Source organism: Pseudomonas sp. TMW22080, from assembly GCF_022496745.1.
GTDB classification, from domain to species: domain Bacteria; phylum Pseudomonadota; class Gammaproteobacteria; order Pseudomonadales; family Pseudomonadaceae; genus Aquipseudomonas; species Aquipseudomonas bubulae.
Map to the genome: position 1 here is coordinate 725851 of NZ_SCFF01000001.1, position 24271 is coordinate 750121.

A 24271-nucleotide genomic window follows, 5' to 3' on the forward strand; every position below is an offset into this window, starting at 1 on the left:
ACTCAGGCTGTCAGAGCCCTGATTGACCGCTCAACGCCAGGTCCAGCAGCTCGCGGTTGGCCACCGCGTACATGGCATAGTCGCTGCCGGTGGCGGCACGCAGATCCACCAGCATCGAGCGCCAGCGCTCAACCATCGAGTGGTTCTGTTCAAGCCACAGCGCCAGCCGTGCCTCGATACTTTCCCCGGCCTCGGTCATCTGCAACACCGAAATGGTAATTGCCCGCTGCTGCCAGTCGATATCGTCGCGGAACGCCTCGCGGGCCAGGGCCTGCCAGTTGTTCTCCACCGGCAGGTTGCTGATCTGCTGCAAGTACCAGGTCAGGTCCAGCGCACTGCCCACGGCGAAGTACGTCTTGGCCACATCCGCAGCATTTTGCCCGGTGACATCCGAAGCCTCGATAATCGGCAACAGGGTATACAGGTGCGTGGTACCCGCTACCATGCGCGCCAGCAACTCCGGCACGCCCGCCTCGACGTAGGCCTGATAGCGGGTCTGCCAGCCTTCGCGGGTCGGCCCTTCCAGCAGTTCGTCGAGCTTGAGGCCCAATGCCGCCAGATGCGGGCCGAAATGCGCCACATCCCGTGCAGCATCCAGCTCGTTACGACGGCTGCGCAGGAACCAGCGTGTAGCGCGGCGCCCCAGACGCATCAACTCATCCATCAGTGCCAGCTGGATTTCAGCCGGTACCTGATAGTCCAGCGCCTCGATCTGCCGGAACCAGTGCGGCAGATGGAAAATATCACGCACGATGACGTAGGCGCCGGCCACGTTGGCAGCACTCATCCCCGTCGACTCTTTCAGGCGCTCGACAAAGGTGATGCCCATATGGTTGACCAGATCGTTGGCAATCTGGGTGCTGACGATTTCACGCTTCAGGCGATGGCGACGCATGGCTTCGGCAAATTTGCTCACCAGCATCGGCGGGAACGCGGTTTCCATGTCCCGGGTCAGGTAGTCGTCATCCGGCACCCGGGAGTTGAGCAGCGCCTCTTTAAGGTCGATCTTGCTGTACGAGATCAGCACCGACAGCTCGGCACGGGTCAGGCCGTGGCCCGCCGCTACGCGCTCGTTGAGCTGCTCTTCTGACGGCAGGAACTCGATGGCACGGTCCAGCTTGCCACGGGCTTCCAGATCGTTCATCAGGCGCTTGTATTCGGCAATCCGCTCATAGGCCTTGCGCGCGGCCAGCGAAATGGCCTGGGTCTGCTTGTAGTTGTTGCCCAGGACCAGGCCGCCCACCTCATCGGTCATGCTGCCCAGCAGCTGGTTACGCTGCTTCTCGGTCATATCGCCGGCCTGCACCACTTCATTGAGCAGGATCTTGATATTCACTTCGTGGTCAGAGCAGTCCACACCGCCGGCATTATCGATAAAGTCGGTGTTGGAGCCGCCGCCATTGAGGTTGAACTCGACACGGCCCAGTTGGGTCATGCCCAGGTTGCCGCCCTCGCCTACCACCTTGCAGCGCAGCTCATTGCCGTTGACCCGTAATGCATCATTGGCCTTGTCGCCGACATCGGCATGGCTTTCGCTACTGGCCTTGACGTAGGTGCCGATACCGCCGTTCCACAGCAGGTCCACCGGGGCCTTGAGCAAGGCATTGAGCAGTTCGGTGGGGGTCAGCCTGTCAGCGGTAATCGCGAAGCGCTGTTTCATCTGCGCGGAGATGGCGATGCTTTTCGCGCTGCGCGAGAAGATCCCGCCGCCCGCCGACATGATGCCGGTGTCGTAGTCCGACCACGCCGAACGCGGCAGATCGAACAGGCGCTGACGCTCGGCGAAGCTGCTGGCAGGCTCCGGGTTCGGGTCGATAAAGATATGCAGGTGGTTGAACGCCGCGACCAGTTGCAACTGATCGGACATCAGCAGGCCGTTGCCGAACACGTCACCGGCCATATCGCCGATACCGACCACGCTGATGCTGTCTTTCTGAACGTTGATCCCGCGCTCTTTAAAGTGACGCTGCACGCCAACCCAGGCACCTTTGGCGGTAATGCCCATCTTTTTATGGTCATAACCGGCCGAACCGCCCGAAGCGAACGCATCGCCCAGCCAGAAGCCGTAATCGATGGCAATGCCGTTGGCGATATCGGAGAAGGTCGCGGTGCCCTTGTCGGCAGCCACCACCAGGTACGGGTCATCATCATCGTGACGGACCACGTTCAACGGCGGTACCAATGCGCCGTCTTTCAAGTTGTCGGTGATGTCCAGCAGGCCGGAAATAAAGATCCGGTAGCAGGCAATCGCCTCGGCCTGGATTTCATCACGGCCGCCGCCCAGCGGCAGGCGGCGCGGCACGAAGCCGCCTTTGGCACCCACCGGCACAATGACCGAGTTTTTCACTTGCTGGGCTTTTACCAGGCCCAGCACTTCGGTGCGGAAGTCTTCTTCACGGTCCGACCAGCGCAAGCCGCCACGGGCCACGTTGCCGAAGCGCAAGTGCACGCCTTCAACCCGCGGCGAGTAGACGAAGATTTCAAACTTCGGCACCGGCCTTGGCAGCTCGGGGATCAGGTGCGGGTTGAACTTGAAGCTGAAGTAGGAACGGTTGTGACCGTTGCCATCCGGCTGGTAGAAGTTGGTGCGCAACGTGGCTTTGATCAAGTCCAGGTAACGACGCAGGATGCGGTCTTCGTTGAGCACCTGCACATCGTCCAGCGCTGTCAGGATCGCCTGTTCCAGACGCAGCTGCTTGTCTTCGAGGTCTTCGGCCGTCAGCTTGCGCGCCAGGTAGAAGCGGGTCTTGAACAGCCGGGTCAACTCGCGGGCGATGTCGGTGTGGTTGTTCAGGGTGCTGGCGATATAACCCAGGTCAAAACCCAGGCGAATCTGCTTCAGGTAACGCGCGTACGCACGCAGCAGCGCCACGTCGCGCCATGGCAGGCCGGCAGTCAGTACCAGGCGGTTGAACGCATCGTTCTCGGCATCGCCGCGTACGATATGCACGAACGCATCCTGCAGCGTGTCGTTGAGTTGCTGGATATCCAGGTTCAAGCCTTCGCCAGCGGTAAAGGCGAAGTCATGGATCCAGAACTCACGGCCATTGGCATGCCGCAAACGGTACGGGAACTCGCCCAGCACGCGCAGGCCGAGGTTCTCCAGAATCGGCAGGACATCGGACAGGGCCAGCGGCGTATCGGCGTGATACAGCTTGCAATGCAGCTCCTGACCGGCACTTTGCCCCAGCGGCTGATAGAAACTCATCACCAGCGGGTTCTTTTCGCTGAGGTTCATCAGGTGCTGCATGTCGACCACGGCCGAATGTGCAGCAAAGCGCTCGCGATAGCCTGCCGGGAAACCTTTGGGGAAATCGGCCAGCACCTTGGTGCCATTGGCCTCGCCAAAGCTTTCGACCACCAGGCTGGCGTAGTCGTCCTGCCAGCTGCGGCAGGCCTGGACCACTTCTTTTTCCAGCAACAGCGGGTCGATATCGATGCGGTTTTTCGGGTCAACCCGCAGAATCAGCTGCACGCGGGCCAGCACCGACTCCGAGAAGAAGGTCCAGAACTCGCAATCCGACGCCTGCAGACGCTCCATCAGCACCTGCTGGATTTTCTGCCGCACTTCGGTGGAGTAGATATCCCGCGGTACGTAGGCCAGGCAATAGCAGAAGCGGCCGTACGGGTCCTTGCGCAGGAACACGCGAATCTTGTTGCGCTCCTGGATTTGCACGATCGACATCACGGTGTTGAACAGTTCGTCCACCGGAGTCTGGAACAGGTCGTCACGGGGCAGGACTTCCACCACCTGGGCCAGTTCCTTGCCCAGGTGAGCCTTGGCCTGGAAGCCCGAGCGGCGCTCGATTTCTGCCACCTTGCGACGAATATAAGGGATCACCCGCACGCTCTCGCCGTACACCGAAGAGGTGTACAGGCCCATAAAGCGGCACTCCTTGATGACCTTGCCGCTGGCATCGATCTGGCGAATCGACACATAGTCCGGGTACGCCGGGCGATGCACGCGGCTTGGGTGCGCGGCCTTGGCGAACGACAACAGGGTCGGCTCGCGCAGGTAGCTGACGGCGTAGTCTTCGATACGCAGGTCTTCGGCGGTGAGCCCGGCGCGCAACAGCTTGGTCAGGCCCAGGAACGAGTCGGGGTCATATTCGATATGACCGCCATCGGCATCGTCACGCACCACAAATTCTTCATAGCCCAGGAAGGTGAAGTGGTTGCCCACCAGCCATTCCAGGAAGCTTTTGACTTCGGCTTTCTCATCGGCATCGACGGCGTACTGGCAGTTGTCGACACTGGCCAGCAGTTCCTGCACCTTGGCCTTCATCGGCTCGAAGTCAGCCACGGCAACCCGTACTTCACCCAGAACCTGCTCCAGTTCCTTGCTCAGCACATTCAATTCGGCGGCGTGTGCGCAGCGATCGATTTCCAGGTACATCAGCGACTCTTGCGAGACGCCTTCCCCCGTGGTGCCCTTGGGCAGGATTTCCAGCAACTCGCCTTTGCCGCCGCGACGCACGCTCAACACCGTGGTTTGCAGGGTATGAATGCTGTAACCGCGACGGTTCAGCTCGGTACGCACCGAGTCCACCAGAAACGGCAGGTCGTGGTGCAGGACTTCAACTGCCGTGTGGGTGGACTGCCAGCCGTGGCGCTCGTAGTCGGGGTTGAATACCCGCACTTGCGGCTGGGCCGGGTCGAAACGCTCCAGCAGGCGCCACGCCGACAGCGTGCAGCCGGCGAGGTCGGACATGCGCCGCTGTGTAAGTTCATCCAGAGAAATGATGCCGAAGAATTGCTCAGCGAACAGCGCCACTTGTGGCAGTGCGTGTTCACTGATGTGCTGCGCCAGTGCCGCTTGCAGTTGATGCTGGAAGTCGGCTTTGCTGGCTGCGGTGAAGAACGCCATCTGTGGTACTCCGCTTGGGCTTGTTATTGAGAGAAGCGTCGCGTGTTGTTCCCGCGTGAGGAGGTGAAGCTGGCCGTGACCCACGGGTCACATTCACCTGCAAGGATGGTGATCTACAAAAACGACTGCCGGTTGAACAGGCTGTGTCTTTAGAGATAACAATCACCGCGCAGCTTAACGATTGCGCTGTACGGCCTGCTTACGGTGCGGCGACATATTCGGTCATCGGGACGCAACCGCCAGGGCGGACATAGAACAACCCTAGCATCGGCAAGCGAAAAACCTTCATAAAAGCACCGTAGTTTCCGTAGCGAGCAACAGAAATGACTGACCATTTGCCCAGTTGTTCCATTCAAACCTGCACAAATCGGTTCAGGCTGGCAAAATTGGCCTCTGATCGACCTACCCGCGCCCAGAGCGCCAGGAATTACCCATGCAAATGAACACCGACCACCTGCTCGCCAACCCGTGCGACGACGAAGAAGACAATATGGCCATGCTGTGCTGCCACACCGACAGCGGCGAAATGTTTCTGATGACCCGTTACCCGGACGAAGACGAGCTGGAAATCACCCTGGAGGACGAGCCTTCGACCCTGGACGGCGTCAAGGTCACCTTGAGCCCTACCCGCCTGCTGATCGAAATCGGCGCGGGTGATGCGGACGTTCTCAAGGGCGATGACCACCTGGAAATCCTCCACAACACCCCTGCGGCAGACCTTGGCGAAGTCGAAGAGACCCTGCAGAACATCCTCAAGGGCACCGGTACCTATATCAGCGATCTGAATTAATCCTCCATGAGGAAGGGAGTCTTGCAGGGCACATTGTGGGAGCGAGCCTGCTCGCGATGCAGGCGATGCGATCTGTCTGGCCCAGCGCACTGATACCATCGCGAGCAGGCTCGCTCCCACAGTCATACACTTCCACTGGAGCTCACCACCATGCGCCCGATCTTCGATGCCCACTGCCATATCATTGACAGCGCCTACCCGCTGATTCCCAACAATGGCTATGTGCCCGAGTTCTTCAGTGTCGATGACTACCTGGCCCGGGCCACCCCCCTGGGTATCGTGGGCGGTGCCGTGGTATCGGGTTCCTTTCAGGGCTACGACCAGAGCTACCTGATCGCTGCACTCAAGCGTTTAGGCCCGGGGTTTGTGGGCGTGACCCAGTTGCCCGCCAGTGTCACCGATGCCGAGCTGCAGACCCTGCGCCGGCAGGGCATCCGCGCCCTGCGCTTCAACCTCAAGCGCGGAGGCTCCGAACAACTTGACCAGCTCGAATCATTGGCCATGCGCGTGCATGAACAAGTGGGCTGGCATTCCGAGCTGTACGTTGACTCACGGGAACTGTCAGGGCTGGAAGACCGGTTGCGACGCCTGCCGGCGCTGAGCATCGACCACCTGGGTATAAGCCATGAGGGCCTGCCCAGCCTGCTGCGCCTGGCGGAGCACGGCGTGCGGATCAAGGCCTGCGGTTTTGGCCGGGTTGATTTTGCCGTGCCGCAAGTACTGCAACAGATCCATAGCATCAACCCCGACGCCCTGATGTTTGCTACGGACCTGCCATCAACCCGGGCGCCACGGGCCTTTGAGGACAACGATATCGCCTTGCTGGTAGAGGCCCTTGGCGAAGATGGCGCACACAAAGCCCTGTGGCATAACGCACGCAGCTTTTATGGCTTTTAATCCTGTAGCCGCTGACGAGCGTAGCGAGGCCAAGATCGAACGCAAAGCGTTCGCTAATCCGATAGACGCGGTGCAGCCGAACTATCGGATGGCCGGGATTTAGGACTGCTGCGCAGCCGTTCGCAGCCTCGCTACGCTCATCAGCGGCTACAAGACCCCGTGCAGATGAGCACCAATCTCAACAAGCCCGGGCATTTCAGGTTTTTCCTGTAAAAATCCCCACCGCCATTAGTCCGCAGAGCCTCCAATGGATTAAAGTAACGCCCCCAGCCCCGGTGTAATTTCTGCGCCGCCGGTGTCCTTTTCAGGAACAGTCATCGATGGAACATCGTGAAGCGCTACTGGCGCTGCGAACCTTTCTTTCAACCCAGATCCTCGGTCAGGAAAAACTGATCGACCGTCTGCTGATCGCCTTGCTCGCTGATGGCCATATGCTGGTCGAGGGCGCCCCCGGCCTGGCCAAGACCAAGGCCATCAAGGAGCTGGCAGAAGGTATTGAAGCGCAGTTCCATCGAATCCAGTTCACTCCCGACCTGCTGCCTGCCGATATCACCGGCACCGAGATCTATCGCCCGGAAACCGGCAGCTTCGTGTTCCAGCAAGGGCCGATCTTCCATAACCTGGTACTGGCAGACGAAATCAACCGCGCCCCGGCCAAGGTGCAATCGGCGCTGCTTGAAGCCATGGCCGAGCGCCAGGTCAGTGTCGGGCGCAGTACCTATGAGCTGTCGCCGCTGTTTCTGGTCATGGCCACGCAAAACCCCATTGAGCAGGAAGGCACCTACCCGCTGCCCGAAGCCCAGCTCGACCGCTTTCTGATGCACGTCAAAATCGGTTTCCCGGATGCCGCCGTCGAACGCCGCATTCTGCAGCAGGCACGTGGCGAAGCCCTTAACGGGGAAACCAAGCCCGAGCGCCGGGTCAGCCAGCAGGCCATCTTCGCCGCGCGCAAGGAAATCCTCGGCCTGTACATGGCCGATGCCGTGGAGGAGTACCTGGTGCAACTGGTCATGGCCACCCGCACCCCGGGCAAGTTCGACCCGGAAATGGCCGAGTGGATCGCCTACGGCGCCAGTCCCCGCGGTTCGATTGCCCTGGACCGCTGCGCACGGGCCCACGCCTGGCTGGCCGGGCGCGACTTCGTCAGCCCCGAAGATATCCAGGCTGTGTTGTTTGACGTGCTGCGCCACCGCATCATCCTGTCGTTTGAAGCCGAAGCCGCCGGTATCGACCAGGACCGCGTGGTGCAACGCATCCTCGACGTCGTGGCCGTTGCCTGACCCATGAACACCCCCCTGCCCGCCGAGCCCGGCATCCGCGTCACCCTTGCGGAACTGATCGAGATGCGCCATCGGGTGCGTGAAGTGCAGCTGTTCGCCTCGCCCAGCCAGCGCAGCCCGCTGGTGGGCCTGCATCACTCGAAACTGCGCGGACGCGGGGTCGACTTCGATCAGGTGCGGGTCTATCAGGCCGGTGACGATGTGCGCACCATTGACTGGCGCGTCACGGCGCGTACCCAGGAACCGCATACCAAGATGTTCCATGAGGAACGCGAGCGGCCAATTTTCATCCTTGCCGAACAAAGCCGGCGGCTGTTTTTCGGCTCGGGGCTGATGTTCAAGTCGGTGCTTGCCGCCCAGGCCGCCAGCCTGATCGGCTGGGCCGCCCTGGGTCACAACGATCGTGTTGGCGGGCTGGTATTTGGCGACCATGAACACTACGAAATCAAACCACGGCGCAGCAAGCAGAGCCTACTGCAGCTGCTGAACCGCCTGGTGCGGGTCAACCAGTCGCTGCACACCGAAGTGCAATCGGACCGCGACGCGCTGGGCATGGCCCTGATCCGCGCCCGTGAAGTACTGCGCCCCGGCAGCCTGGTGATCGTGATCTGTGATGAACGCGGCCTCACCGACGCCGCCGAGCAGCAACTGAGCCTGCTGTCACGCCATTGCGACCTGATGCTACTGCCGTTGTCCGATCCTCTCGACCACGCCTTGCCCGCGGCAGGGTTGCTGCGCTTTGCCGAGCGCGGCGCGCAACTGGAACTGGACACCCTCAACTATGATCTGCGCCAGGCCTACCGCGCCCAGGCCGAGGCCCGCATCGCCCGCTGGGAACTGCTGGCGCAAAAACTGCGGGTGTTGCTGATGCCGCTGAGCACTCAAAGCGAGATGGTCGAACAGCTGCGCGAATACCTGAACGCCAAACGCCCCGGCAAAGCCTCATGAAAGAACTTGAACAACTGCAACCCTTGATCCTGCCGCCTGCACTCGGCATCTGGCCGCCAGCGCCGGGCTGGTGGCTATTATTGCTCGTGGTGCCCGCCCTGGGATGGGGCCTGTGGTGGCTGCGTCGCTACCTGCCCGCCAAACGCCTGCCGGCACGCACCGAACAACCGCTTGACCCGGTACGCCTGGCTGCCCTGGAAGAACTGGCCCGTTTCCCCAAACCCTACGATGGCGCACCGGCCGGCGCCTGGTTGCAACAGCTCAACGGCCTGCTCAAGCGCCTGTGCCGCAACCACTACCCCTACAGCCAGAGCCACACCCTCAATGGCCGCAAGTGGCTGGCGTTCCTGGACAACCGCTGCCCGGCTGCCGGCTTGACCCGCTGGATGGTGCTGGTCGAAGGTGCCTACAAGCCCGAGTGCAAGCTCGACGACAAGGCCATTGCCGGGCTCAATCAGGCGGTCGAAACCTGGATTCGCAAACATGTTTGAATTTGCCTGGCCGTGGATCTTCATCCTGCTGCCCCTGCCCTGGTTGATGCGCCTGGTGCTGCCGCCTGCCGACAGCGGGGAGGCGGCGCTGCAGGTCAGTTTCTTGAGTGACCTTGAACAACTGACCCGGCGCAAGGCCCGCGCCACCCTGCCTTCCTGGCGCCAGCAAATCCCCCATATCCTGCTCTGGCTGCTGTTGCTGACGGCCGCTGCCCGCCCGCAGTGGCTGGGCGAACCTTTACCGATTGCCGCCAGCGGCCGTGACTTGCTGGTGGCCGTGGATGTCTCGGGTTCGATGGACTACCCCGACATGCAATGGCAGGGCGAAGACGTAACCCGCCTGGACCTGGTCAAAAACCTGCTCGGCGAGTTCCTCGAAAACCGTGAGGGCGATCGCGTCGGCCTGATCCTCTTCGGCAGCCAGGCTTACCTGCAAGCGCCGCTGACCTTCGACCGCCACACCGTGCATACCTGGCTCGACGAAGCACGCATTGGCATCGCCGGTAAGAACACCGCCATCGGCGACGCCATTGGCCTGGCCCTCAAGCGCCTGCGCCAACGCCCGGCACAAAGCCGGGTGCTGATCCTGATTACCGATGGCGCCAACAACGGCGGGCATATCGACCCGCTGACCGCCGCTCGCCTGGCTGCCGAAGAGGGAGTCAAAATCTACCCCATCGGCATCGGCGCAGACCCGGACGAGAGCAGCAAGGGCCTGCTCAGCATCAACCCCGGGGTCGACCTCGATGAGCCGGCACTCGAAGAAATCGCCAAAGTCACCGGTGGCCGCTACTTCCGCGCCCGCAACGGTGGTGAGCTGGCGGCCATCAAGGACACCCTCGACCAACTGGAGCCTGTGGCCCAACAACCGACCCAGGCGCGTCCGGCGCAGGCACTCTACAGCTGGCCACTGGCTGCGGCCCTGTTGCTCAGTATGCTGCTGGTGATCCGCGAACTGTGGCCCAACAACCCGCTGCAGCGCTGGCTGAGCAAGGAGCATTTTCTGCAGCAACATCCTGACTGGCGTGCGCGCCTCACACGCCTGCGCCTGCGGAGGCGTCGATGAGCACGCTCTGGCCGCACTGGTTCCGCCCCGAATGGCTGCTCATCCTGCCGCTACTCGGCTGGTTGCTGTGGCAGCGCTGGCACCGGGAAAAACGCGCGGGCCGCTGGCAGAAAATCCTGCCGCCGGCCTTTCATCGGGTGCTGCTCAGCGGCGGCACCGGGCGTAGCAGCAAATTGCCATGGATCGCCCTCGGGCTCGGCTGGCTGCTGGCCCTGCTGGCCCTGCTCGGACCCAGTTGGCAGCGCGTCGAGCAGTCCTCGCAGAAACCCGAAGACCCGCTGGTGGTGATGCTCGAACTGACCCCCGAAATGCTCGCCACCGACAGTTCGCCCAACCGTCTTGAGCAGGCACGGCGCAAAATCTACGACCTGCTGCAAAACCGCAGCGACGCGCAAACCGCCGTGATCGTCTACGCGGGCAGCGCCCATACCCTGGTGCCGCTGTCCGATGACATGGCCACCAGCCGCAACCTGCTTGAAGCCCTCAAGCCGTCAATCATGCCGCAGCCGGGCCATCGCGCCGACCTGGCGATTGGCAAAGCCCTTGAACTGCTGGATCAGAGCGCACTGGGCCAGGGCCGCTTGCTGCTGATCACCTCATCGCTCAGTGAACTGGAGCGCAACGGCATCCGCCAGGCCTTGAGCGGCCATGCACCGCAACTGCTGATACTGGGTATTGGCAGTCGCGAAGGCGCCCCCGTGGTGGATGAAAACGGGCAGTTTCTCCAGGACGACCAGGGTGCCATTCTCCTGCCGCGTCTCGACAGCCCGAGCCTGCGCGCCTTTGCCCTCGATGTGGGTGGTCGCTACCGCCAGGCGCGTCTGGATGACAACGACCTGCGCGGCCTGGGCCTGCTCGACGGCCCGCGCAACCTGCGCAATGACGGCCAGACCCTGCAACTGGATACCTGGGCCGACCAGGGTTACTGGCTGTTGCTGCCGCTTCTGCTGCTGGTGGCCTGCGCGGGCCGCCGTGGCTGGCTGTTCTGCCTGCCCCTGCTGTTTATGCTGCAACCGCAGCCCGCGCAGGCCATGAGCTTTACCGACCTGTGGCTGCGTCCCGACCAACAGGGCCTGCGCCTGTTGCAGCAAAACAAGCCGCTGCTGGCCGTGGAGCATTTCAGCGACCCGCTCTGGCAGGGCGTGGCCCTGTACCGGGCGGGTGACTATGCGGGTGCAGCCCGACGCTTTGCCGAAGTCAACAGCGCCAGCGCGCACTATAATCGCGGCAATGCACTGGCCATGAACGGCGAGCTGGAAGCGGCCATCGATGCCTGGGAACAGGCGCTGGAACTGCAACCCGAGCTGGAGGCTGCGGCACAGAACAAAGCCCTGGTCGAACAGCTGCTCGAGCAGCAACGCGCCCAGGCCGAAGCTGAAGCCGAAGCCGAACACCCCCCCGAGCCGCCCGCGCCAGCCGAGACTGAAACCCCGCTGAGCAGCAGCGCACAGGGTGCCACCAGCAGCACCCGCAATGAAGACAACAGCTCGGCCACCAGCCCCACCACCGAGCCTGCGCCGCACGAGCAGCTCGACCCCGACACTGCTCCGCACGCCGACGGCGAACCGGACGACGGGCCCACCACGCGCCCGCCCGCTCCGGCCGCCAACCAGACCGCAGAAGAACAACGCCAGGCCCTGGAACAATGGCTCAGACAGATCCCCGACAACCCTGCCGAATTGTTACGCCGCAAATTCTGGTACGAACAGCAGCTCCATCAGGACACGCCCAAATGAACCGCCTCTGTGTTTTGCTTCTTTTGCTGTGTTGCTGGACCTTGCCGGCAAACGCCCTGGGCCTGATCGCCAGTGTTGATCGCGACCAGCTCAACTCCGGTGAAACCGTCGAACTGACCCTGGAATCCGACGACGTCACCCAGTTCGGCAAGCCCGACCTCACCCCGCTGGACGGGCTGTTCGAAGTGCGCGGCACTCGCCAGGTCAACCAGCTCAACAGCCTCAGCGACGACAACAAGGGCACCACCCGCTGGATCATCACCCTGCAACCCAGACAGACCGGCACAGTGATCATCCCGTCACTGCAAATCGGCGACTACCACAGCCAGCCGATCACCCTCACCGTGACCCAGAGCGTGGCCAGCGAAAGCGAACTGGAACCGGTGTTTATCGAGGCCAGCCTCGACCAGCCCAAGGTCTATGTGCAGGCACAGGCGCTGCTGACCCTGCGCATTTACCACTCCGTAGCGCTGTACGACGACAGCAGCCTGACCACCCTGCACCTGGACGACGCCATCGTCGAGCAACTGGGCGAGTCGCGCACCTATGAAAAGCTTATCAACGGCGTGCGCCATGGTGTGATCGAACGCCGCTACGGCATCTACCCGCAGCGCAGCGGCGAACTGATCATCCCGGCACAAACCTTCAGCGCCACCCAGGTCGACAGCCAGCAAGCCACGGCCCCTGCCCCGCTGGGGCCAACACCCGGCAAGATGGTCCACGTAACCTCGGCTGAAATCCCCCTGAACGTGTTGCCCAAGCCCGACGCCTGGCCAGCCACGGCTCCCTGGTTGCCTGCGCGCAGCCTGAGCATAAGCGAAACCTGGAACCCGGAACCTGACCATACACTCGTCGGTGACTCCCTGACCCGCACCCTCACGCTCAAGGCCGAAGGCCTGTCCAGCGCCCAGCTGCCGCCCCTGCCTGCCACCGATGTCAACGGCCTGCGGCGCTACCCTGACCTGCCGCAACTGAGCAACCAGATCACCGAAAACGGCCTGATCGGCAGCCGCGAAGAACGCGAAGCACTGGTCCCGACCCGGGTTGGCCAGATTGAACTGCCCGCAGTCGAAGTGGTGTGGTGGAACACCCACGAAGATCATCTGGAGCGCACTTACCTGCCCGCCCGCACCCTGATGGCGGCGGCCAATCCCAATCTGGCCGTGGACACGCCTGCCAGCGGCACACCCGCAGCCCTGAACGAAACGTCTTCGCTGTGGATCTGGCAACTGAGCACCCTGTTCCTGGCATTCACCACCCTGGCGAGCCTGGGCCTGTGGTGGCGTGCCCGCTGGCAACCGGCAATCCTGCGCGCCGCGCAAACCGGCCCGAGCCCGCGCACCCTGCTGGACGACCTCAAGCGCGCGAGCCTGGCCAACGACCCGCAAGCCACCCGCCAGGCCCTGGATGCCTGGGCGCGGCAACAGCCGGAAACCCTGGCCGACATGGCCGCTCGTTTTGTATTACTGTCCGATGCCCTCGACGGCCTCAATGGGGCGCTCTACAGCGAAACCGGCCAGCACTGGCAAGGCGAAGAACTGTGGAAGGCCATCCGCAGTATTCCTGCCGCCGAGCGCGAGCAGCAAGACAGCGCCGAGCCGAGCAGCCTGCCGCCGCTTTACCCCAAATAAATTCAAGGCAGCCCCTGAACCGCCTGAGCGAACGGGCTGCCTGCACCTTTGAAAACGGATTCTGTCATGCGCCTGTTTCACACTTCCGACTGGCACCTGGGGCAAAACCTCCACGGCCAGGACCGCGACTTCGAACACGCCTGTTTTCTCACCTGGCTACTGGCCCGGCTGGCAGAACACAAGCCCGATGTGTTGCTGATCGCCGGTGATATCTTCGACACCGTCAACCCGCCGGTCAAAGCCCAGGAGCGGCTCTACGACTTTATCGTCAGCGCCCATGAGCAACAGCCCAAACTGACCATCGTGATGATTGCCGGCAACCACGACTCCGGCTCGCGGATCGAACTGCCCGCCCCCTTGATGCGTCGTCTGCGCACCCATGCCCTGGGCCGGGTGCTGTGGCTCGACGACGGCCAGCTCGATGCCGAACGCCTGCTGATCCCCTTGCCCGATGCCAAGGGCAAAATTGCCGCCTGGTGCCTGGCCCTGCCGTTTTTGCGCCCCGCCGAAGTCACCGGCGCCCACCTGGGCGATGACTACCTGCGCGGTATCGGCCAGGTGCATGAATGGCTGATCGCAGCCGCCAACGCCAAACGCAAGCCGGGCCAGGCCCTGATCGCCATCAGCCATGCCCATATGGCGGGCGGCTCGGTCAGCGAAGACTCCGAGCGCAGCCTGATCATCGGCAATGCCGAAGCCCTGCCCGCGAGCCTGTTCGGGCCCGATATCAGCTATGTGGCCTTGGGCCATTTACACAAGCCGCAGCGGGTCAACAGCGAAGAACGCATCCGCTATTGCGGCTCGCCGATCCCGTTGTCCTTCTCGGAAATTGGCTATCAGCACCAGATCCTCGATGTCACCCTCAAAGGCGAAACCCTGGTCAGCGTTGAGCCGCTGTTGATTCCCCGCGCCGTCAACCTGCAACGCATTGGCCCGCTGCCACTGGCTGAAATCCTCACCCACCTGGCCGCACTGCCTGATATCGACCTGCTCGCCGATACCCAGCGCCAGCCCTGGCTCGAAGTGCGGGTCACCCTCGACGAACCGCAGCCCGATTTACGCCAGCAGATCGAAACCGCGCTGCAGGGCAAGTCCGTACGCCTGGTGCGCATCGCCGCCGACTATGCCGGCAGCGGCAGCCGCCACGGCGATGACGATGCCACCCGCCTGATCGAACTCGACCAGCTCACCCCCCAGGAACTGTTCAGCCGCGCCTGGCAGGAAAGCTACGGCAGCGAAGTCGACGAACAGACCCTCAAGGACTTTGCCGTGTTGCTGCAGGAAGTACAGCTAGAAGGTGAACAGCCATGAAAATCCTCGCCATTCGCCTGAAAAACCTTGCCTCCCTGGCGGGCCCCTTTGAACTGGACTTTACCGCCGAACCTTTGGCCAGTGCCGGCCTGTTCGCCATTACCGGCCCCACCGGCGCCGGTAAAAGCACCCTGCTCGACGCCCTGTGCCTGGCCCTGTTTGGCGCCGTGCCACGGCTGAACAACACCGGTCGCGATGCCAAAGTGCCGGATGCCGACGGAGAAATCGCCACCGGCGACCCGCGCACCCTGCTGCGCCGCGGCACCGGTGAAGGCTATGCCGAAGTGGATTTTGTTGGCATCGACGGGCGCCGCTACCGCGCCCGCTGGGAGGCCAACCGCGCCCGCGAGAAGGCCACCGGCAAGCTGCAGGCCAGCCGCCAGAGCCTGCGCGACCTGGACAGCGACCAACTGCTGGCCAGCCAGAAAGGCGATTACAAAGTCCAGCTCGAAGCGCGCCTGGGCTTGAACTTCGAACAGTTCACCCGTGCGGTGATGCTGGCGCAAAGCGAATTCAGCGCCTTTCTCAAGGCCGATGACAACGAGCGCAGTGAACTGCTGGAAAAGCTCACCGACACGGCCCTTTATACGCGCCTGGGCAAGCGTGCCTTCGACAAGGCCAAAGAAGCCCGGGAAGCGCTCAAGCAACTCAAAGACCAGGCTGTGGGCATTACCCCCCTGGAACCCGAAGCCCGTGCCGAACTGGACCGACAGTTCAACGAAGCGCAGCAACAGCTGAAAAACCGGCAGGGCCAGCTCAAACAGCTAGAGCTGCAACAGACCTGGCTCAACACCCTGGGCGAACTGCAAGCACAGCGCCAGAGCGCGGCCGAGCAACTGCAACAGGCACAAACCCTGTTCGACAGCCAGGCCGGACAGCGCCAGACCCTGCATCTGCTTGAGCAACTGGCGCCGCAACGGCATCAATTTGCCCGCCTTGCCGAGCTAAATGGGCAACTGAACCCGCTGGCCGAGCACATCGGCGCCCAGCTGCAGCAACAGACCGAACTGAGCCAGCGCCAGGTCCAGCTGCAAGCCCAGGTGCAAAGCGCCACGCTGGCGGCAACCCAGGCACAGACGCAGCAACGGGAAGCCGCACCGCAGGTCCAGCAAGCCCTGCTGGAACAAGCCAACTTCGATCGCCTGACCCAGGCGCTGAGCACCCAACAAGCCCTCCAGCAGCAGGCTGAACAGGCCTGCGGCACTGGGCAGCAGGCACTCAATGCCCTGCTTGAGCGCCAGCAGCAAGGCACCGAACGCCTGGCGCACATAGCCACACAACTCGAACACAACCGCGAACTGGCGCCACTGGCCAGCGCCTGGGACGCCTATCGCCCCCGGCTGCAACACTTGGTGCGGCTGAGCAATAACCTCACTACCGGGCGCAAGGAACTGCCCGGCCTTGAACAACGCGCCCAGCAGGCCACGCAACAACTGACCGAGCTGCGCAACAGCCTGGAAATCCTGTTCCAGGAAGCAGGCGCCGAGCCCCATGCGGTCAACGAGCAAATCCAGACCCTGGGTAGCCTGCTCCAGGACAACCGCCAGCAGCAGCGCGCCTTTGAAGAGCTGCAACGCCTGAGCAGCACCCGGCAGACCCTCGACAATCGCCTGCTGGCGTTACACACCAAACTGCAGGCACTGCACGCCGAGCGCGAAACATTGGTCGAGCAAGGCAACCAGACCAAAAGTCAGTACGAGGCTGCCGAGCAAGCCCTGCAAATCACCCGCCAGCTACTGGAGCGCCAGCGCCTGGCCCGTAGCGCCAGCGTTGAAGAGCTGCGCGAACAACTGCAGGACGATCAGCCCTGCCCGGTATGCGGCAGCCACGAACACCCCTACCACCAGCCCGAAGCCTTGTTGCACAGCTTGTCCCGCCACGATGAACGGGAAGAAACCAACGCCCGTCAAACCGTAGACGGGCTTAAAGAAACACTGGATCAGTTGCGCGATAAATTCAGCGCAATGAAAGCGCAGATCCAGGAACTGCGTGTGCAACATCAACACCTCATTGAAGAACAACAGGCCCTCGCGCCGAGCCTTGAAGCGCATCCACTGCATCAACAGTGGCAGGCCCAGGACCCGGACAAGCGCGCACAATGGCTGACCCTGCGCCTGAACCAGTTGCAGCACAGCATCAGCCAGGACGAGCAGCGCCAGAACGTCCTGCTTGGCCTGCAAAAGGAAGCGGCCCACCTGCAGCAACAAGTGCAGCGCTGCAGCGAGACCAGCCAGCTCGCTGGCCAGCAACTGGCAGAGCAGCAATTACACCTCAATGCCGACAGCCAGCGCCTTGAGGACGAGCTGCGCGAATTTGCCAGCCTGCTGCCTCCGGCCACCCTCAATGCCCTGCGCGACAACGCATCCGCCTGCTTTATAAGCCTCGACCAGCAAGTGGCTGAGCAAGTGGCCCAACTCGATCAGCAGCGCGACGAACAGGCGGAGCAGGCGCAGCGGGCCAGCAGCATCGAGCGCGAGCAGTATCAGCAAGCCAATCGCAGCAAGGAACTGGACGCCCTGCAGCGCAGCGTCAGCGAACTGAAGGCCCAGCAACAGACCAGCCAGCACAGCCTCAAGGCGTTGCTGGGTGACTACAGCAGCGCCGAACAGTGGCAGCAGGCCCTGGAGCAGGCTGTCGAACAGGCCCGCACGGTCCAGACCCAGGCCGGGCAAACCTTGCAGGTCACCGCCAACCAGTTGCTGCAACTGGCCGCCGAGCTCAAATCCGGCCAGGAGCGCCTGCAGGCCTTGCAGCAGGAACACGCCAACCTGAGCGCCCGGCTCAGCGAATGGCGCGCGCTGCACAGCGAACTTGATGACAACCAACTGCAACAGTTGCTCAGTTACGACGACACACAGGTGCGCGAACTGCGTCAGCAACTGCAAAACGGCGAAAAAGCCGTCGAGCAAGCCCGCGTACTGCTGCAGGAGCGCGAACAGCGCCTGGCCCAACACCAGGCGCAAGCCAATGGCAACCTGGACGCCGACGCCCTCAACCAGGCACTGGCCGAACTCACTGCGCTGATCAGCGCCAGCGAACAGCAGATCGCCGAACTGCGCGCACAACAGGCAGAAGACCAGAGGCGCCAGGACGTCAATCAGGCGCTTGGGCAACGTATCGCCCAAGCCGATAGCGAATGGCAACGCTGGGCGCGCCTCAGCGAGCTGATCGGCTCGGGCAGCGGCGACAAATTCCGCAAGATCGCCCAGGCCTACAACCTCGACCTGCTGGTGCATCACGCCAACGCGCAATTGCGCCAGTTGGTACGCCGCTACCGCCTCAAGCGTGGCGGCAGCATGCTTGGCCTGCTGGTGATGGACACCGAAATGGGTGACGAGCTGCGCTCGGTGCATTCGCTGTCGGGGGGTGAAACGTTCCTGGTGTCGCTGGCCCTGGCCCTGGGGCTGGCGTCGATGGCCTCCAGCACCCTGAAAATCGAATCGCTGTTTATCGACGAAGGCTTTGGCAGCCTCGATCCCGAATCACTGCAACTGGCCATGGACGCCCTGGACGGCCTGCAGGCCCAGGGGCGCAAGGTGGGGGTGATTTCCCATGTGCAGGAAATGCATGAACGCATCCCGGTGCAAATCCAGGTGCAGCGCCAGGGCAACGGCTTGAGCACCGTGGAGGTGAAATGAACCGGCACCTGCTTTATTCCTTCCGCCGCTGCCCCTATGCCATGCGGGCCCGCATGGCCTTGCGTTACAGCGGCGTGCCGTTATCGATCGTCGAGGTCAGCCTCAAGGCCAAGCCGGCCGAAATGCTCGCGGCCTCGCCCAAGGGCACGGTGCCGGTGCTGGTCTGTGCTGATGGTCGGGTAATCGAACAAAGTCTGGAGATCATGCTCTGGGCGCTGGGCCAACATGACCCGGACAACTGGTTGCAAGCGGATCACAGGGGGCTGATCGAGGCGAATGACAGCGTGTTCAAGGTACTCCTCGATCGCTACAAATACGCCATTCGCTACCCGGAGCATCCGATGGAGCATTACCGGGCTCAGGGTGTCGAGTATTTGCAGCGGCTGGAAGATGTGCTGGCGCACACGCCGTACCTTGCAGGGTCTGCGCTGGGTCTTGCCGATGTGGCTCTGGCGCCTTTTGTTCGGCAGTTTGCCCATGTCGATCGCGAGTGGTTTGCGCAGGCGCCCTTGCCGCACTTGAATGCCTGGCTGGAGCGGTTTCTGGCTTCTGACCTGTTTGCTTCGGCGATGGCCAAAAGCCCCTCACCCAGCCCTCTCCCGGAGGGAGAGGGGACTGAGCACACGCGACTTCATGACCACTGATAATCAGCTCCCTCTCCCTCCGGGAGAGGGCTGGGTGAGGGGCTTTTGATTCAGGCTCAACCCTGCTTGCCCCGCACCATGCTCTGCAACACCCCGTCGCGCCTCACCCAGCCATGAAACAGCGCCGCTGCCAAATGGGCCAGGACGGTAAAAAACAGCAAATAAGCCAGAAACGTATGCGCTTTGCGCAACGATGCAAACACCCTGGGATCAGCCGGCAGAATACCCGGCAACTGCAATGAACCGCCCAGCATGACCGGATCCCCCGCTGCCGAAATCATCGCCCAGCCCACCAGCGGCAACACCAGCATCAAGGCATACAGCAACAGATGGGACAGCTTGGCAGCCAGCACCTGTACCCCAGGCAGATCTGCAGGCAACGGCGGCTGGCGGGTAGCAAAACGCACAAACAGGCGCACCACCACCAGCAACAGGATGGCGATACCCAAGGGCTTGTGCAGATTGAGCAGCCATTCATGCCGCTGCGACACCGAAGCCGCCATACCTGCCCCGATAAACAGCATGGCAATAATCATCAGCGCCATCAGCCAGTGCAGCAGGCGCGCCACCGGGGCGAAATGCTTAGTGGGTGCGCTCATGGCCGTGTCTCCTTGGGTAGCTGGTCAACTTCGCTGGTGCGTCGTACATAGGAACTGGCATAGGCCGCCGAGCGCGCCGCCAGCAAGGGGTCAGCCGAGCCCTCTATGCCACTGGGCAAAATCAGCGGATCGTAATTGATATCGCGGCATTCGCCGTCGTTCTGCGCCTGGGCCTTAACCAGTACCAGGGTGCCTGCATCCACCACCTTGCGCCCCGCTGGCCAGGCCTTGCTGGCATCAGTGGTCGGGTCACCCGCCTCGGCCAATGTCAGGTTGAACTGCCATTTCAAAGGCCCCGCCGCCAGGCGTTTATCCAGATCCTGCTCCAGATAATCGGCATCGTCGGGCGCCGCAGCACCCGGCGCGTCCTGCCCCAACGGCACCACACCCCAGCGCACCGCCTGCCGCTGCCCGGCTGCGTTGACCAGATAAAACGCATTGATCCCGTTATAGCTCTCGGTGGCATAGCTGGCCGAGGGTTTCGCGGTTTTGACCCATTGCAAAAAGGCCGCCGTTTCCGGGTGCGCGGCAAAAAACGCCGGCATGGCACCGGGCGCAGGCTTGCCCGTGGCCGCTTCTGGGGCACCGGCTTGCAGCATCTGGTAGAACGCCTCAGGCGTGCCCACCGGGAACACCGGCATGCTGTTCATCCCGGTACGCCATTGCTGACCATTGGCCTGGGTAAAGCGCAGGGCAAAACTGCGGATCGGCACACTGCTGTCGGGGGCATAGGGGTTGCCACTGGGCAAGGCAAAGCGCCCGACCACCGGCGTACGCCCGGTACCGAATACCTGCGCGGTAGACAACCCCTGCGCAGCACCACTGCCCTCAAAATAACCCGCCACGCACAGGCCCTTGGCATGGTTACGCCGGTAACCTGGATGCACGCCGTTATTGTGTTCCAGCGCATTGACCAGCTTGCCGGGGCTCAAACGCTGCGGGTCCAGCGTGCCGTTGACGTAATAGAACCCGCCGAGGATAACCGCCACCACCCCTCCGATGCCCGCCAGGCGCAACAGCACACTGGCAGGACGCAACGGGGGGGTGGCGGGCCGCACAGGCGGCAATTGATCGACCATATAAAACTCCGGGGCCACAGGACCGTGAGGTGAATGACCTATAGGACGCAGGCCGCAAAACCTTATTCCAGCCATGAACGATTAATTTTTTTCGACAACACCGGGAATAAGGCCTCATCCTGAACGTCTTGCCTGCACCCACCCAGTCATTTGGCCAGACGATGACCTCACTTGATGAGCAACTGCGTGAACTGATCCCGCGCCTGCGGCGCTTCGCCCTGTCGCTGACCCGTCATGCCAGCAATGCCGACGACCTGGTGCAAAACTGCCTGGAGCGAGCCCTCGGCAGCGTTGCCGATAAACGCCCTGACGGTGACTTGCGCGCTTGGCTGTTCACCATCCTGTATCGCCAGTTTGTCGACAACCACCGGCGGTCACGGCGCTATGCGCGCATGCTGGAATTTTTTACCGGCCGCGATGACACCCAGCCTTCGACTGAGCGCACGGTACTTGCCCAATCGACACTCGAAGCCTTCGACCAATTGGCCACCGAACAGCGCGCCCTGCTGTTGTGGGTGTCGGTGGAGGGTTTGAGCTACAAACAAGTGGCCGAAATACTCGACGTGCCGATCGGCACCGTTATGTCGCGCCTGTCCAGAGCGCGCAACGCCTTGCGCCAACTCAGCGAGGGCGAAATCACCCGCCCTGCCCTGCGGAGACTCAAATGATCAGCATCCCGCCCAGCGAGCGCGATCTTCATGCTTACGTCGATCACGCGCTCAGCGATGCTCAACGCCATCAAGTTGAGCTTTATCTGCAAGCCAACCCGCCTATCGCCGCCCAGGTCGAAGCCTGGCAGCGCGATGCACAGAACCTGCGCTCTGCGTTGAACCAAGACTTGCTGCAACCGGCCAACCCGGCACTTGACCCGACGGCCCTGCGCCAGCGCCAGCGCCGACAATCACGGCGCCACTGGGCCAGTGCGGCGGTGCTGCTGATTGCCGTGAGTGTGGGTGGGCTGGGGGGCTGGCAAGCCCGACAAATCATCCAGCCTGGCAGCCTGCCCATGAGCGACGCCCTGGCAGCTCATCGCATGTTTGCCGAGCAGGGTTTTTTGCCCGCGGACTATAACGTCGTGCAAAGCAGCGAGATGCAAGGTTGGGTTGACCGTTACTTCAGCCACGCCGAACGCTTGCCGGATCTGACGGGCGCAGGCTTCAGACCGGTGAGCAGTCGCCTGCTGACCACCGACCAGGGCGGCGCAGCGATGGTGTTATACCAGGATCGGCAAGGGCGCCAGATCAGCTTCTATATCCGTCCGCCTGGGCCACACAACAGCCTGTTGCCACGGGGTAACCGCCAGGATGGCGAACTGCAGGCCCAGTACTGGTCCGGCCCTGGCTACAACTACGCCATGGTTGGCCCGGCCGGGTTGCTGGAGACGGTGAAGCTTTAAACGGCGCACAAGTATTTCGTAGCAGCTGCCGAAGGAACGCAGTCTCGTTCCTTCGGCAGCTGCTACGGATAGCGTGCTCTCAAGAGCGGGTTTTATGATTCAGCGCCGCATAAAAATGGGCGCTTTGTTGCAGGTATTTCTGGGTATAGGCCGCAGACTTTTTGTCGCCAAGCACCGGGGTCGCGCTGGCAGGCAAAGCCACAGTAGCGGAGATGGCTGAAGCAGCAATTACAGAGAACAGATTGAAGTTCATGGCACTAACCCTCGACGATTCAGTTGGTTTGCTTGCCTTTTCAGGCCGTGCAACCAACTTAACGCCAAGGGCGATCGTGCAGAAATTCATTGCAGCACTAGCCTCTATCAGCGCAATTGATAGAGGCCAGCACGCCCTTGATTACGGGCGGTTGATAAATTTCACATCAGACGGCGCGTCCATTGCCAGGGACTGCACGGCCTTGCCCAGCTTGCCGCTGGCAGGATCACGCTCAAGCACCACAATGGCATTGCTCATCTGGTTGGCAATCAGCAAAAACTTGCCATTGGGGCTCAGGGCAAACTCGCGCGGGTGATCACCCTCCACCGAGCGGCGCTGGACTTCAGTCAACTCGCCATTGCCCGGATCGATCGCAAACACCAGGATTTCATTGGCCTTGCCACGGTTGCTGACATACAGGAAACGGCCGTCAGGTGAAGCATGCACAGCACCGGCGGCACGGTTTTGCGCAGGCATACCCTGAGCCAGCTCCACCACCTGACGCTGCTTGAGCTGGCCATCGGCATAGTCGAACACAAACACCTGGGCACTCATTTCAGTGGTCAGGTACGCATGCTTGCCATCTTTGGAAAACAGCAGATGACGCGGCCCGCTACCTGCCGGCAACTCAATGAAGGCCGGTGCCGCGGCTACCAGTGGATGCTCCGGGCTGGCTACCGGGTCGTAACGATAGACAAACACCTTGTCTGCACCCAGGTCACTGGCGTACACAAACTTGCCATCGGGCGAGGACACCACCGAATGCACATGCGCCGACATCTGCCGCTCGGGGTTGACCCGACTGGCCGGGTGGCTGCTCATCTGGGTCACAGGTTGCAACTGGCCTTCGGCGTCGATCGGCAATACCGCCAGGCTGCCGCCAGGGTCGGCGTGAACCCCGTAGTTGGCCACAAACAGATAACGCTCGTCGGCGCTCAGGCTGGAGTGGGTCGGCTCTTCGCCCAAGGTCTTGACCTGGTTGATCAGCGTCAGCGCGTTGGTTTTCGGATCGATGGCAACGCTACTGGCGCGCCCGACCACATCGGCCTGGCCCTGACCGTTTTCATTGACCACAAACAGGCGGGTCTGGTCTTTGGACAGGGTCAGCCACGAAGGGTTGGCAGCCTTGAACACTTGCAGCGGCTCAGGGGTGATATGCCCCTTGGCACTGTCAAATTGCAGGCGGTAGATACCCTGGCTTTTGCCCTGGGTATAGGAACCCACCAGCAGTTCGACTTCATCGCGGGACTCGGCCTGGGCCGACATCGCGCCCACGCTCAGCGCCATCAGCATTGGCAGCGATTTAAACTTCATCTTCGGCCTCGGCTTCATCGTCGTCGTTGTTTGCGCTCAAGGCGCTCAGGCAAACCAGGCGATGCTCGCCCGAGTCGCCCACCAGGGTCCAGCTTTGCAAACCCTGGTCAAACTGCGCCGCATCAATCTGTGGCGCAGTGAAATGCCAGCGCTTTTCAGCACGTCCGTCCATGCACTTGATGAGCAATTGCACATCGTCCAGAGAGAAATCCCAGGCATGCAGCCCGTCAATCACCAGCATATCGCTGGTTTCAAGGGCTGTGCGCAAGGTCTGGTTTGAATCGCTCATTGATCAATCACCTGTTGGAAAGGCGTAATGATAGGTCAATTG

Annotated in this window: 19 protein-coding genes; 13 read left to right on the forward strand and 6 right to left on the reverse strand. The window is 62.2% G+C overall.

From position 1 onward, the window contains the following. Positions 1-10: 10 nt before the first annotated feature. Positions 11-4867 carry an NAD-glutamate dehydrogenase gene (locus EQV96_RS03135; RefSeq protein ID WP_240881257.1) on the reverse strand — a complete coding sequence of 1619 codons (4857 nt, stop codon included), beginning with the start codon at positions 4865-4867 and terminating at the stop codon, positions 11-13. A 433-nt stretch (positions 4868-5300) separates the two neighbouring features. Between EQV96_RS03135 and EQV96_RS03140 the strand changes: the two genes are divergently transcribed. The 11 genes from EQV96_RS03140 to EQV96_RS03190 all read left to right on the forward strand — a co-directional run bounded on the left by EQV96_RS03140 (position 5301) and on the right by EQV96_RS03190 (position 19299). Next, complete coding sequence (locus EQV96_RS03140) at positions 5301-5657, forward strand: hypothetical protein (RefSeq protein WP_240881259.1); 357 nt, start codon at positions 5301-5303, stop codon at positions 5655-5657. Positions 5658-5807: 150 nt separating this feature from the next. Next, positions 5808-6554 carry an amidohydrolase family protein gene (locus EQV96_RS03145; protein ID WP_095018117.1) on the forward strand — a complete coding sequence of 249 codons (747 nt, stop codon included), beginning with the start codon at positions 5808-5810 and terminating at the stop codon, positions 6552-6554. Positions 6555-6874: 320 nt separating this feature from the next. Beyond that, the gene (locus EQV96_RS03150) at positions 6875-7834 is read left to right on the forward strand and encodes a MoxR family ATPase (protein WP_016780594.1); all 960 of its coding nucleotides are present in this window, start codon (positions 6875-6877) and stop codon (positions 7832-7834) included. Between the two features lie 3 nt (positions 7835-7837). After that, positions 7838-8782: a DUF58 domain-containing protein gene (locus EQV96_RS03155; protein WP_095000549.1), complete on the forward strand. Its 945-nt coding sequence runs from the start codon at positions 7838-7840 to the stop codon at positions 8780-8782. After that, complete coding sequence (locus tag EQV96_RS03160) at positions 8779-9273, forward strand: DUF4381 domain-containing protein (RefSeq protein ID WP_095000550.1); 495 nt, start codon at positions 8779-8781, stop codon at positions 9271-9273. Before EQV96_RS03155 ends, EQV96_RS03160 begins: the two co-directional genes overlap by 4 nt. Then, positions 9266-10339 carry a VWA domain-containing protein gene (locus tag EQV96_RS03165; protein ID WP_240881260.1) on the forward strand — a complete coding sequence of 358 codons (1074 nt, stop codon included), beginning with the start codon at positions 9266-9268 and terminating at the stop codon, positions 10337-10339. The genes EQV96_RS03160 and EQV96_RS03165 overlap by 8 nt, the downstream gene beginning before the upstream one ends. Further along, positions 10336-12075: a VWA domain-containing protein gene (locus tag EQV96_RS03170; protein ID WP_240881262.1), complete on the forward strand. Its 1740-nt coding sequence runs from the start codon at positions 10336-10338 to the stop codon at positions 12073-12075. The genes EQV96_RS03165 and EQV96_RS03170 overlap by 4 nt, the downstream gene beginning before the upstream one ends. Then, complete coding sequence (locus EQV96_RS03175) at positions 12072-13706, forward strand: BatD family protein (RefSeq protein ID WP_095039211.1); 1635 nt, start codon at positions 12072-12074, stop codon at positions 13704-13706. The genes EQV96_RS03170 and EQV96_RS03175 overlap by 4 nt, the downstream gene beginning before the upstream one ends. A gap of 66 nt (positions 13707-13772) precedes the next feature. Then, entirely contained in the window at positions 13773-15017 is a 1245-nt protein-coding gene (locus EQV96_RS03180; protein ID WP_095018121.1) for an exonuclease SbcCD subunit D C-terminal domain-containing protein, read from the forward strand. Continuing rightward, positions 15014-18655 carry an AAA family ATPase gene (locus EQV96_RS03185; protein ID WP_240881264.1) on the forward strand — a complete coding sequence of 1214 codons (3642 nt, stop codon included), beginning with the start codon at positions 15014-15016 and terminating at the stop codon, positions 18653-18655. The genes EQV96_RS03180 and EQV96_RS03185 overlap by 4 nt, the downstream gene beginning before the upstream one ends. Next, on the forward strand, positions 18652-19299 hold the full coding sequence (locus tag EQV96_RS03190) for a glutathione S-transferase (protein ID WP_095026001.1): 648 nt from the start codon (positions 18652-18654) through the stop codon (positions 19297-19299). Before EQV96_RS03185 ends, EQV96_RS03190 begins: the two co-directional genes overlap by 4 nt. A gap of 56 nt (positions 19300-19355) precedes the next feature. Here EQV96_RS03190 and EQV96_RS03195 read toward each other — a convergent pair whose 3' ends face one another. Together EQV96_RS03195 and EQV96_RS03200 are read right to left on the reverse strand one after the other, a co-directional pair. Beyond that, complete coding sequence (locus EQV96_RS03195; RefSeq protein ID WP_095018124.1) at positions 19356-19898, reverse strand: cytochrome b/b6 domain-containing protein; 543 nt, start codon at positions 19896-19898, stop codon at positions 19356-19358. Then, the gene (locus EQV96_RS03200; RefSeq protein WP_150628705.1) at positions 19895-20977 is read right to left on the reverse strand and encodes a catalase family peroxidase; all 1083 of its coding nucleotides are present in this window, start codon (positions 20975-20977) and stop codon (positions 19895-19897) included. Before EQV96_RS03200 ends, EQV96_RS03195 begins: the two co-directional genes overlap by 4 nt. Before the next feature lie 161 nt (positions 20978-21138). Here EQV96_RS03200 and EQV96_RS03205 point away from each other — a divergent pair, with 161 nt between their 5' ends. Then, on the forward strand, positions 21139-21645 hold the full coding sequence (locus tag EQV96_RS03205; protein ID WP_095000559.1) for a sigma-70 family RNA polymerase sigma factor: 507 nt from the start codon (positions 21139-21141) through the stop codon (positions 21643-21645). Beyond that, a complete protein-coding gene (locus tag EQV96_RS03210; protein ID WP_095026882.1) occupies positions 21642-22373 on the forward strand; it encodes an anti-sigma factor in 732 nt (243 codons plus the stop codon). The genes EQV96_RS03205 and EQV96_RS03210 overlap by 4 nt, the downstream gene beginning before the upstream one ends. Positions 22374-22452: 79 nt before the next feature. On the opposite strand, the gene EQV96_RS03215 is transcribed toward EQV96_RS03210, so the two are convergent. Genes EQV96_RS03215 through EQV96_RS03225 form a run of 3 tightly spaced genes read right to left on the reverse strand, consistent with a single transcriptional unit; the run spans position 22453 to position 24229 of the window. Continuing rightward, the gene (locus EQV96_RS03215; RefSeq protein WP_130871612.1) at positions 22453-22716 is read right to left on the reverse strand and encodes a hypothetical protein; all 264 of its coding nucleotides are present in this window, start codon (positions 22714-22716) and stop codon (positions 22453-22455) included. Positions 22717-22767: 51 nt separating this feature from the next. Continuing rightward, positions 22768-23940 carry a lactonase family protein gene (locus EQV96_RS03220; RefSeq protein WP_240881266.1) on the reverse strand — a complete coding sequence of 391 codons (1173 nt, stop codon included), beginning with the start codon at positions 23938-23940 and terminating at the stop codon, positions 22768-22770. Further along, a complete protein-coding gene (locus tag EQV96_RS03225) occupies positions 23930-24229 on the reverse strand; it encodes a DUF5629 family protein (protein WP_095000562.1) in 300 nt (99 codons plus the stop codon). The genes EQV96_RS03220 and EQV96_RS03225 overlap by 11 nt, the downstream gene beginning before the upstream one ends. Positions 24230-24271 lie beyond the last annotated feature (42 nt).